Annotated in this window: 13 protein-coding genes; 6 read left to right on the forward strand and 7 right to left on the reverse strand. The window is 67.5% G+C overall.

Annotated elements, in window-relative coordinates; translation table 11 throughout:
• Positions 1–247: 247 nt before the first annotated feature.
• On the forward strand, positions 248–739 hold the full coding sequence (locus AU197_RS03715) for an ImmA/IrrE family metallo-endopeptidase (protein WP_064395089.1): 492 nt from the start codon (positions 248–250) through the stop codon (positions 737–739).
• Positions 736–1,899, forward strand: coding sequence for a hypothetical protein (locus AU197_RS03720; protein ID WP_064401168.1), 1,164 nt, complete (start codon positions 736–738; stop codon positions 1,897–1,899). Before AU197_RS03715 ends, AU197_RS03720 begins: the two co-directional genes overlap by 4 nt.
• Before the next feature lie 51 nt (positions 1,900–1,950).
• On the opposite strand, the gene AU197_RS03725 is transcribed toward AU197_RS03720, so the two are convergent.
• From AU197_RS03725 to AU197_RS03740, 4 genes are all read right to left on the reverse strand, one after another.
• Positions 1,951–2,349: a helix-turn-helix domain-containing protein gene (locus AU197_RS03725; protein ID WP_064348517.1), complete on the reverse strand. Its 399-nt coding sequence runs from the start codon at positions 2,347–2,349 to the stop codon at positions 1,951–1,953.
• Positions 2,350–2,727: 378 nt separating this feature from the next.
• Positions 2,728–3,414, reverse strand: a complete 687-nt coding sequence (locus tag AU197_RS03730; RefSeq protein WP_064401169.1) for a TMEM165/GDT1 family protein — start codon at positions 3,412–3,414, stop codon at positions 2,728–2,730.
• 261 nt (positions 3,415–3,675) lie between these two features.
• On the reverse strand, positions 3,676–4,209 hold the full coding sequence (locus AU197_RS03735; RefSeq protein WP_064401170.1) for a hypothetical protein: 534 nt from the start codon (positions 4,207–4,209) through the stop codon (positions 3,676–3,678).
• Positions 4,210–4,331: 122 nt separating this feature from the next.
• Positions 4,332–4,610 carry a S24/S26 family peptidase gene (locus AU197_RS03740; RefSeq protein ID WP_231744813.1) on the reverse strand — a complete coding sequence of 93 codons (279 nt, stop codon included), beginning with the start codon at positions 4,608–4,610 and terminating at the stop codon, positions 4,332–4,334.
• A gap of 85 nt (positions 4,611–4,695) precedes the next feature.
• Here AU197_RS03740 and sodN point away from each other — a divergent pair, with 85 nt between their 5' ends.
• The gene (sodN, locus tag AU197_RS03745; RefSeq protein ID WP_064401171.1) at positions 4,696–5,118 is read left to right on the forward strand and encodes a superoxide dismutase, Ni; all 423 of its coding nucleotides are present in this window, start codon (positions 4,696–4,698) and stop codon (positions 5,116–5,118) included.
• A 92-nt stretch (positions 5,119–5,210) separates the two neighbouring features.
• Here the strand turns inward: sodN and AU197_RS26210 are convergent, their stop codons facing one another.
• Positions 5,211–5,369: a hypothetical protein gene (locus tag AU197_RS26210; RefSeq protein ID WP_156434292.1), complete on the reverse strand. Its 159-nt coding sequence runs from the start codon at positions 5,367–5,369 to the stop codon at positions 5,211–5,213.
• A gap of 367 nt (positions 5,370–5,736) precedes the next feature.
• On the opposite strand from AU197_RS26210, the gene AU197_RS03750 reads away from it, so the two are divergent.
• The 3 genes from AU197_RS03750 (at position 5,737) to AU197_RS03760 (ending at position 8,033) form a co-directional block, all read left to right on the forward strand.
• Entirely contained in the window at positions 5,737–6,078 is a 342-nt protein-coding gene (locus tag AU197_RS03750) for a rhodanese-like domain-containing protein (protein ID WP_064401172.1), read from the forward strand.
• Between the two features lie 69 nt (positions 6,079–6,147).
• Positions 6,148–7,176 carry a DUF4328 domain-containing protein gene (locus tag AU197_RS03755; protein ID WP_064401173.1) on the forward strand — a complete coding sequence of 343 codons (1,029 nt, stop codon included), beginning with the start codon at positions 6,148–6,150 and terminating at the stop codon, positions 7,174–7,176.
• 5 nt (positions 7,177–7,181) lie between these two features.
• The gene (locus tag AU197_RS03760) at positions 7,182–8,033 is read left to right on the forward strand and encodes a glycerophosphodiester phosphodiesterase (protein ID WP_064401174.1); all 852 of its coding nucleotides are present in this window, start codon (positions 7,182–7,184) and stop codon (positions 8,031–8,033) included.
• A 23-nt stretch (positions 8,034–8,056) separates the two neighbouring features.
• Here the strand turns inward: AU197_RS03760 and AU197_RS03765 are convergent, their stop codons facing one another.
• Both AU197_RS03765 and AU197_RS03770 read right to left on the reverse strand, forming a co-directional pair.
• Positions 8,057–8,602, reverse strand: a complete 546-nt coding sequence (locus AU197_RS03765) for a ferritin (RefSeq protein ID WP_064401196.1) — start codon at positions 8,600–8,602, stop codon at positions 8,057–8,059.
• Between the two features lie 131 nt (positions 8,603–8,733).
• On the reverse strand, positions 8,734–9,783 hold a 1,050-nt coding region (locus tag AU197_RS03770), incomplete at its 5' end, for an LCP family protein (RefSeq protein WP_231744809.1).

A 9,783-nucleotide genomic window follows, 5' to 3' on the forward strand; every position in this document is an offset into this window, starting at 1 on the left:
TGCCTCCCGGAGGTCTTTTCGGTTGCTGAGGTCATGGCTGTGCAGGTTGTCGGTGCAGCACAACCCTATCGTTCACGGTGTTGAGGCTGCGGGCGGCTCGGCGCCGGCGAAGCCGTACCGGATGCGTCTTGGCTGCATGGCGTATTGAGGGCATGCTTATACAGACCGCAAACGTTCGCGAACTGACACCGAAGCCGCCCGTCAAGACGGCGGACAGCGCATAGTGAACTGGTCGGAAGGGGGATCCATGCCAGCTAACCGCCGTGTCACCCGTGCGGTCGGGGCCGTGCTCGAACTGGCGCCGCGACACGGGGAGGTGTCGCTGACCCGACTCGTCGAGGCCGTCAGCGAAGACCGCAAGCGACCCATCGAGCTCAAGATGGCCGAGCTGCCGCCCGGTGTCTGTGGGCAGTGGCGCCAGTACAACGACCACGACGTGTTCCTGATCCAGAAGGGCCTGCCCGCGTGGGACCGCACCCTGGCCCACGAGCTGGGCCATCTGGTGTTGGGCCACGACGGTATCCCCGTCGCGCAGGCCGCCGAACAGAGCACGGAGTTCGCCAGCTCCGATCTCATCAGCTACATGCTCAACCAGCGGACCGGGTGTATGGGTCCGGCGGGTGAGGAGGCCGAGCAGGAGGCCGAGGATTTCGCGGCCCTGCTGCTGTACCGCCTGGGCCGGCTTCCCTCGGACCGCTCGTCGATCGTGCAGGTGCGGCTCGGAGAGGCGTTTGGTTGATCGTCTGGGTGATCGCCGGTCTGCTCGGGCTGGCCACCGGACTACGCATCGGATGGGCGCTGGTCAACAAGCAGAGCCTGGTGAGCACCGCGATGATCGTCGCCTTGGCGAGCCTGGCGTTGATCGCCGCGCTGAACTGGCAGCCCTTGACGCTGCTCATCGACCGGTTGCTGCGCTGGCCGAACATCTCGCTGGGCCTGTCCCAGGTGGCGTTGGTCGCGTGCGCCGCGGGCAGTTGCGTGATGATCACGACCGTGTCGTCGGTGCGCAAACCGGCGACCATCCGCAGGATCGCGTTGGCGCAGTACAGCGTCGCCGCGGTGATCGCAGTGGTGACCGGCGTGGCCTTCTTCTCCGCCGGCCGCCAGCCCGAGATGTCGCCGCAGGAATACCTGCAGCGCAATCTCAGCGGCGGGTCGAACACGCTGCCGTGGTTGCTGCCACTGCTCTACGTGCTGCTGGCCCTGTCGTTGGTCTCGTGGGCCGGGCTGCGGTATTCGAACCGCAGCCGCCGGGGGCGCGCGCTGTTCGTGTTCACGATCGGCATCGTGCTGATCGTGGTGGCGTCCGCCTTCTTCTTTCTGCGCGCCCTCGACCGCGACGGGCCGGTCGGCGTCGGGGCCGCGGCGACGCTCCTGGGCTGCGCGATGCTGGTCGTCGCCGCGGGATCGCTGCTGCCCAGCATCGAGGACTGGTTCGGCGCCAGGCGCGAACTGCGTGTGATCCAGCCGATCCTCACCGAACTCGGCCGCAGGCACCCCGACATCGGTATCGGTGTCCGGCCACGCGGTCCGCTCGTCTTCCGGGTCGCCGAACGGATGTCGTTGATCTCCGACGCGCTCTACCTGGAAGCCACGGCCGCCGAGCATCGGCGCAGACTCCGGGTCGACCCGCGCGGTGCGGTGTCCGGCGATGACGCCGACCCCGACGAGACGGACCTCGAATCCCCGCCGGTGCCGCCGCGGGAACAGGCCAGGGCGATAGCCGAGTGGATCCATTCGGGAACCGACGGCGCCTCGGAGGACAAGCGTGTCGATTTTCCCGGCCTGGGGTGGTTGAACCAGCCCAGCGAGTACTCGGATCGCGAATGGATCCTGGAGATCGCGGAGCAGTACAGAGCACTGACCCGCCGCGACGGCGCGACGGGTCAAGCAGCGTAGCTGGTGGCGCGGCTCCGCTTCGCCAGGGGCGGCGCGGCGGGCCGTGTCGGGCTAATCGTCGAGATGCTCGCGACGACGCAGCTCGTCGACCTTTTGGACGATGTCCTGCTGGGCCTCCGGCGACAAGCCGACGGTGCGTGCGGCAATACGCCGGACACCCTCGTCGCGCATGCTGGCGAGCCAGGTCAGCTCCTTGTCGAGCTTCTCGTAGTACTCGTCGTCGGTGAAGTAGGCCGGCTTGATCCGGAAGAAGTTGGCAAGAGCGGCCATGGTGGTGGCAGAGGGGTTGGTGCGGTTGCCCGAGCGCAGCTGCGAGAGGTACGGAGCGGACATGGTGACGCCCTCGGCCTTCAGTGCCGCGATCACCTCAGCGGAGGTGTGCGGGCCGCGTCCCGGCGGGTAGACCGTGTCAAACAGCCGGTTCAGGCGAGCGGCGAACGTCGTGCTCATCGATATGACCTCCACATGCATTGGACGAGCGGTGTACAAGCGGCGTATTTGCTGATCATCGTAGCGAGTGTTGTGGCAACAACCAAGTGCAAACCCGGGAAAAGTTGATCCGCCCCCGCGCTCGGCACCCGCTGCCGTGCCGGCCTCGACGCATTTCGCGTGCGCCGACGCCTCTACCATACGGTGCGACGAAGCAAACAACGGCGACTTTGTCGAGCTAGTTTTGCCGAGGTGCCGGACACCGTGCCCACCGCGGGCCCGATGACCGCCGCCGGCAACATCAGTTGCATGCATTCCGGCGGAACGCGGCGTTTGCCAAACGCCGCGCGGAGGGTCGCGGAGCCGCTGAGCGTCCCGTCGCCGAACGTGCAGCCGTGGTCAGGGCACCTGGGTTGACGCCTGGTCTGTTCCCTCCGGCGCGGGTGCGCGGCGGCGGCGGATCAGCCAGACGACCAGCACCGAGACGCTGACACAGGCGGTGACCGCCATGGCGAGCCACCGCAGCCCCAGCGCACCGTCGAACAGCAGCCACAGGCCGAAAACCAGGAACAGGACGCTGGCCAAACCGTGCAGGAACCGCTCCGGCAGTCGGCGGTGCAGCAGCCTGCCGGCGGCGATCGCGGCGCCGTCGGCCAGAACCATGCCCGCAGTCGCGCCGATCCACACGCCTGCCCAGTGGTGTTCGCTGGCCAGGGCGACGGTGGCCAGCATCGTCTTGTCGCCGAGTTCGGCCAGGACGAACGACGACACGATGGCGGGGACGACGAACCGCGGCTCGGCGATGCGGATCTCGTCGTCGTCGCCGTTCTCGCGCCACGTCCACACGGCGAACAACAGGAACGCGATGGCGGCGACGAACGCGATCGGGCGTTCGGGCAGCGTCATGCCGAGAAAGTGTCCGACGGCGACGGAGAGGCCGTGCACCAGCATCGCGGCGATCCCGACCCCGGAGAGCACGACCCACCACCGGTGGCGCAGCGAGTAGGTCATGGTGATCAGCTGCGACTTGTCGCCGAGTTCGGCGACGAAGACCACGGCCAGGCTGACCAGAATGGCGGCGAGCATGCAGACGACCCTTTCGACGCGTCGCCGGCGAAACGGTGCTCACGCCCCCGCCGGCTTCGGTCGAAGGTCTCGCCCACCACAGCTTGGTGTGTGGTTCGCCGGCCGGGCTTGCGCCAGTGTGTCGACACGACGATTGGGGGCTACTCCCCTTCGCTTTCTGAACCGACCATAGCTGCGGTGTCACGGATGCGCCAGTGCCACGCAGGTTTTCGGACAACCGAAACCACCGTTCAGGGGCCCGAATCAATGCTTCGAAAGCCCTTATGCCGCAAGCAGCATCGCGAGGATCGCGGTGTCCGGGTGGCTGATGGGGTCGACGCCTACGCGGCTCACCATGGAGGTCACCGTGCCGTCGGATTCGGCTTCCACCCACGCGGCGCGGTGCTCGAGACCGAGGTGGGGGAGGCCGGGCAGTAACACGCAACCCGAGGCCGCCCCGCTGCACTCCGGCAGCGACGGTGTGGTTTCCGACGGCGGATGCAGCATCAGCAGGGCCGGTGGCTGGTGCTCGGCGAAATAGCCTGGCGGCACCGCTGACTCACCGACCACGGTGCCCTCGGCGACCACCAAACCGACCGTATTGGGTTCGGGCTCGTCGGGCAGTTCTTCGCGGGCACCGAAAATCGTTGTCGTGGAGAGCAATCCGGGAAGCGATGCAACCCGCACGGCGACCATCAGCAACTGCGCCCACTCTTTGGTCGAGTCCGGCCAGCGGCCCGAGATGACGAATCCCTTGAGTGAACCGCGTGAATGGAAGGGTGCGATCTCGATCGCCCTGCCCGACTCCCGCTCCATATCGCCTCCGCGCCATCGGTGTTCGGACGCCGGCCGCTGGCCGACTGATGGCCCGACACGCCAGTGGGTCGATTTGCTCAGCATGCGGCAGAACTTGCCTGGCACGCAAGTGGACACGACTGCTAATCGCCGGAATCTGCTCGGGCCGTCCACAGCACGCGATACGACCCGGCCGCCGCGATCCAACCGAAATCGTGGGAGTCGGCGGCACCGGGGGCGCCGGGATTGTCCGAGCGGGCTTCGAAAATCACGTCGCGGCCGTCGGTGTAGACATCACCGACCCGCTTGACGAGCCACCGTGTCGAACGACGCGGATCCTGGAAGACCCGAAGCTGCCCGCGCCGAATGCTCCCGCCCCGCATGGTCAATAGCCCGTCGCCGGGCGCGACGGTCGGGCGCATCGAGTCGTCGACCACTCGGAACAGCCGCAACGGCCAGCGTCGCGGTGTCTGGTTGCGGCCCACGCCCAAAGGGTAAGTTAGGACCATGCTGCATCGATTGTTCAACAACGCGACCCCTGCCCATGCCCACTGCGATCTCTACTGCGGCGTCTACGACCCCGCGCAGGCCAAGATCGAGGCGCTCTCGTGCCTCAAGACGATCCAGAAGTATCACGACTCAGACGACGAGCACTTCCGCGCGCGCGCCATCATCATCAAGGAGCGGCAAGCCGAGGAGGTCAAGCATCACCTGATGGTGCTGTGGGCCGACTTCTTCACCAAGGATCACTTCGAGCAGTTCCCCAACCTGCACCAGCTGTTCTGGGACGGTGTCCACGGCGCCGGCGACGTCAAGAAGTCGCTCGACGTCGCCGTGGCCGAGAAGCTGCTCAAGACGATCGACGAGATCGCCGACATCTTCTGGCAGACCGACAAGGGCAAGCAGATGGGCGTCTATCCGCCCGCCTGAGAACCTTCCGGCACGAAAATGAGCCGCCGAGTCACGACTCGGCGGCTCTTTCGTATGCGCGTTCGTGTCCGCGTCGCGGCGGGAGCACCTCGTCAGTACAGGACGATCAGGGCCAACACGACCAGCAGCACGAGCGCGATCGCACCGGCGCGCAGGCACGCCATCAACTGGCTGCGGGTGTAGGCGGCGGGTGTCGAGGACTGCCATTCCGTGGGGGGCATCGCCGAACCAGATCCCATCGAAGACGTCATGAACCCCTCCTGACCTGCATGGTTACGGCTTCCCGCGGGTGAGATCTATCACAGCGGCTGTGTGTGACGCCGATCATAACCCCTCACGGCGCACCGGAAAAATCGGCTCGCACTCACCACCGATACCGGCACCGCCGGCCCGGTCGCGGTTAGCGTGACTAGCGATTTCGCTCGCCCTGCCGAGGCCTGTTGATGGGGACGCCGAATCGCCGACGGCTTATCCACAGCGGCCCTCAGGAAAAACACAGATTCAGCGGCTCACGGTGGGTTGTCCGATGTCGGGGCTTGTGGATGAACCTGTGGAAACTGTGGATAGGTGGGCATTGCTGTCACCGCGGGCCGGCCGAGGGCATGTCAGCATTGAGGCATGAACGAGGCTGAAATCGGGCAGGTCGACATCGCCGACGTGCCGACCACCTTCGGTTCCGGGACGATCCTGCTGGACGTGCGGGAAGACGACGAGTGGACACGCGGGCATGCCCCGGACGCGCGGCACATCCCGATGGGAGAGGTACCGGCGCGGCTGGCGGAGATCGACGCCGACGCGCAGGTGTTCGTGATCTGCGCAGCCGGCGGGCGGTCACAGCAAGTGGCGCAGTACCTGGCCGCGAACGGCTATTCACCGGTCAACGTCAACGGCGGCATGTTCGCCTGGGCCGGTGCCGGCCGACCGGTGGTGACCGACGACGGCGGGCCGGGTGTCGTCTGAGGGCTCGTCGCTACCCTGGTCGAGTGGCTGGGCGAGGGCCGAAGTGATTCCGCGCGCGCGAGGAGCGAAATGATCCAGGTGTGTTCGTCGTGCGGCACCCGGTGGAACGTGCGCGACCGGCGCCGGACGTGGTGTCCGCGATGCAACGGTTCGTTGCTGCCGCCGTCGGCTTCTGCGCCCGATGCCGGGAACGCCCAGTGGAGCGCGCGGTCTGCGCCCGGACAGGCCGGCCCGCGGCCGCACTTGCCGCCCGGCTACCGCTGGATCGCCGTGCGGCCGGGCGCACCGCCGCATCCGCGGCGCCCGAAGCGCGCCCTCGGCCCGACGCCCCGATACGCGACCATCCCGCGATGGGGCCTCGTCGATCAGATCGCGCCGGCCGGCCAGCAGCAGGAAGAGCCGCGCCGCGGGCCGTCGCCGGGCATGGTGACGGGCACGCTGCTGCTGACGATGGCGGTACTGGGCGCCGCGGCGCTGATCCATCTGGCGCGCTACGTGCTGCTGATCATCAACCGGTCGGTGTTGCTGCCCCCGTGGATCGCGGCGATCGCGACATGGTTCGGTGTGGTGCTCAGCGTCGTTGCAGCGTTCATGGTGGTGGCCAGCCTCATCGTGCTGACCAACTGGCTGATCGCCAGGCGGGCCGTGGCATACACCTACCGGGGAACCACCGACCCTCGACCATCCTGGCGGCTTCAGGCCGGCTGTCTGCTCCCGTTCGTCAACCTGTTCTGGGCCCCGGTGTTCGTCCTCGAACTGGCGGGCGTCGAGCAGCGACTCAGCTATCTGCGCAGGCCGATCGCGGTCTGGTGGCTCGCGTGGGTGGCCAGCTACGCGGTGTCGATCTGGTCGATCGCGACGAGCTTCACCCGCGATGCGCAGGGAATCGCTGACAACACGATGACCACGATGATCGCCTATCTGCTGGCGCTGACCACCCTGCTGCTCGCCATGAAGGTCGTCTCCGGCTTCGAACGGCAACCGGTCGAGCGCCCGAGCAAGCGCTGGGTGATCGTCCCCGACGACGGCACGCCGACACAGGATCGACCCGAGCCCGAGGCTCCGGTTGAGTCGCAGGGGCAGGACCCGGCAGCATAGGCCGTATGACAGGCGACTCCGAAGCCGCCGAGAACGCGAGTTCCGGACCGACGCTCGGGGGTCATCCATTCGTCGTGGCCCACCGCGGCGCGTCGGCCGACCGTCCCGAGCACACGCTCGCGGCGTACGAGCTTGCGCTGCAGCAGGGCGCCGACGGTGTCGAATGCGATGTGCGGCTCACCCGTGACGGCCACCTGGTGTGTGTGCACGACCGCAGGGTCGACCGCACGTCGAACGGAACGGGGATCGTCAGCGACATGACGCTGGCCCAACTGCGGGAGCTCGACTACGGCAGTTGGCATCCCAGTCGGAATGTCGTTGAGGCCCAAAGTGATACGGGTCTGCTCACCCTCGAAGCCCTGATCTCGCTGGTGCTCGACTGGAACCGCCCGGTCAAACTGTTCATCGAGACCAAGCACCCCGTCCGGTTCGGTGGGCTGGTGGAGAGCAAGGTGCTGGCCCTCCTGCACCGATTCGGGATCGCCTCGCCCGCATCGGCGGACCTGTCGCGCGCAGTGGTGATGTCGTTCTCGGCGGCCGCGGTGTGGCGAATCCGCCGCGCAGCGCCGATGTTGCCGACGGTTTTGCTCGGCGAGACGTCGCGCTACCTCGGTGGAAGCGCCGCCACGACGGTGGGCGCCACCGCGGTCGGCCCCTCGATCGCCACGTTGCGGGAGCATCCGGAGCTGGTGGACCGGGCGGCCGCACAAGGCCGCGCGCTGTACTGCTGGACCGTCGACCATTTCGAGGACGTGCAGTACTGCCGCGACGTCGGGGTGGCTTGGGTCGCGACCAACCACCCTGGCCGCACCAAGGATTGGTTGCAGAACGGTTTGGCCGGCGCGGGTCGCGACTAGCCGCGATCAGCCCCGCGCGACGCTCAGAGGCCGCCGCCCGCGACCTTCGGTGCGCCGTTGTCCTTCGGCGCCTTGCCCAGCTCGCGCGCGACGAAATCCTCCAGATGGAAGAGGTCGTCGCCGGCCCGGTCGGCGATGCGCACCAGCGTCGTCATCTGCGCCACTTCCTCGACCTGCTCGCCGAGGAACCACTGCATGAACTGCTCGCCGAGGTAGTCACCCTCGTCGCGCGCCACACCTGCCAGCCGGGCGATCTGCTCGGTGACGGTGCGCTCCAGATCGAGCGCCAGCGCGAGCGCGTCGCGCGGAGCGTCGAAGCTGTTGCGCACCGCGTCGATCCCGGGGATCTCGAATTCGACGTCGCGGTCGAGGAGGTACTGCACCAGCATCATGGCGTGATTGCGCTCTTCGACGGACTGGCGGTAGAAGTGCTTGGCCAGCTGCGGAAGGTCGGCTCCATCGAAGTAAACCGCAATGGCGAGGTATTGCTGCGCGGCGCCGAACTCGTTGCGGATCTGCTCCTGCAGAAGGGCGTGGAATTTGGTGTCGGAGGCTTCAGCAGTGGTCATGAACGCCACGATAGACCAGCTCAGAGGGCACTGTCAGTGAAGGTCGACCTAACACAGGCGAGGTTTACCTTAACGAGCCGCCCCGTGGTGACGCCACTTACACCGGCGTAGAAGTGTTTGCTGAAGCCGCGTCAAGGCTGTGCGTCGAGGACGTCCTGCGGTACCGGGGAATCGGTGCGTAGCGCCTCGAACAGCTGACCCGCCAGGGCGTCGTCCCAGACCACGACCGAGCCGACGTCCCCGCTGGAGTACTCCCCGATCGGGACGGTGGTGGTGAGGACATCACCGTGCATCGCCCACGCGAGCCGGGCCAGATTCCACACGTGGTCATCCTCGTTGACGGTGAAGGTACGGCCGGCGGCCCGCGCCATCGGATACCAGCGCAGCGGGTTGAGCAGTACCGATGGACTGGTGGCGCGGTGCAGCAGCGCGGACATGAACTCCTGCTGGTGGACCATGCGGTCGAGGTCCGCGCGCGGTGTGGCCCGGGTGCGGACGAACCCCAGCGCGCTGCGGCCGTCGAGCTTCTGGCATCCGGCGGGCAGTTCGATTCCGGCCAGGGGGTCGCTGATGGGCTCGGCGGGACACATCGTCACCCCGCCGACCGCGTCGACCATGGTGGCGAACCCGTCGAAGCCGATCTCGGCGTAATGGTCGATCCGGAGGCCGGTCGCCTCCTCGACGGTCTGGGCGAGCAGCTGCGGGCCGCCCACCGAGTACGCGGCATTGATCTTGTCGCTGCCGTAGTCCGGGATCGACACGTAGGAGTCACGAGGTATCGACACCATCGTCGCCTCGGTGCTCGAGGTGATGGCGGGGATGTGCACCAGCAGGATCGTGTCGGTGCGGCCATCACCCATGTCCCCACCCGTGGTCAGCTGCGCCTGTTGTTCGGGGGTCAGGTTCTGGCGGCTGTCCGATCCGACGAGCAGCCACGTGGTGCCCGCGCCGGCGGCGGGCCGGCCGGGGTAATCGGCCAGCGCGGGGATGCGCTGCAGCGACGAGTCTATCCAGGCGCCGCCTGCCACCACTGCGATCGCGGCCAGTAGCAGCACGACCGCCAGTAGCCGGCCCCAATGTCGTTTGCGCCGAGCGCGTTTGGGCTTTGTCGGAGCCTGCGGGGGCGGGGGGGGTTGGGGGCGCGACGCCGGTCGGCGAGCGGCTGCCGGGCGGGGCCCCCG

This window comes from Mycobacterium sp. IS-1590 (assembly GCF_001500025.1).
Lineage (GTDB): Bacteria > Actinomycetota > Actinomycetes > Mycobacteriales > Mycobacteriaceae > Mycobacterium.

Coding starts and splice junctions, on each gene's coding strand:
- AU197_RS03715 (WP_064395089.1), top strand. CDS start 248: ATGCCAGCTAACCGCCGTGTCACCCGTGCGGTCGGGGCCGTGCTCGAA.
- AU197_RS03725 (WP_064348517.1), bottom strand. CDS start 2,349: ATGAGCACGACGTTCGCCGCTCGCCTGAACCGGCTGTTTGACACGGTC.
- AU197_RS03730 (WP_064401169.1), bottom strand. CDS start 3,414: ATGCTCGCCGCCATTCTGGTCAGCCTGGCCGTGGTCTTCGTCGCCGAA.
- AU197_RS03735 (WP_064401170.1), bottom strand. CDS start 4,209: ATGGAGCGGGAGTCGGGCAGGGCGATCGAGATCGCACCCTTCCATTCA.
- AU197_RS03740 (WP_231744813.1), bottom strand. CDS start 4,610: ATGCGCCCGACCGTCGCGCCCGGCGACGGGCTATTGACCATGCGGGGC.
- sodN (WP_064401171.1), top strand. CDS start 4,696: ATGCTGCATCGATTGTTCAACAACGCGACCCCTGCCCATGCCCACTGC.
- AU197_RS26210 (WP_156434292.1), bottom strand. CDS start 5,369: ATGACGTCTTCGATGGGATCTGGTTCGGCGATGCCCCCCACGGAATGG.
- AU197_RS03750 (WP_064401172.1), top strand. CDS start 5,737: ATGAACGAGGCTGAAATCGGGCAGGTCGACATCGCCGACGTGCCGACC.
- AU197_RS03755 (WP_064401173.1), top strand. CDS start 6,148: ATGATCCAGGTGTGTTCGTCGTGCGGCACCCGGTGGAACGTGCGCGAC.
- AU197_RS03760 (WP_064401174.1), top strand. CDS start 7,182: ATGACAGGCGACTCCGAAGCCGCCGAGAACGCGAGTTCCGGACCGACG.
- AU197_RS03765 (WP_064401196.1), bottom strand. CDS start 8,602: ATGACCACTGCTGAAGCCTCCGACACCAAATTCCACGCCCTTCTGCAG.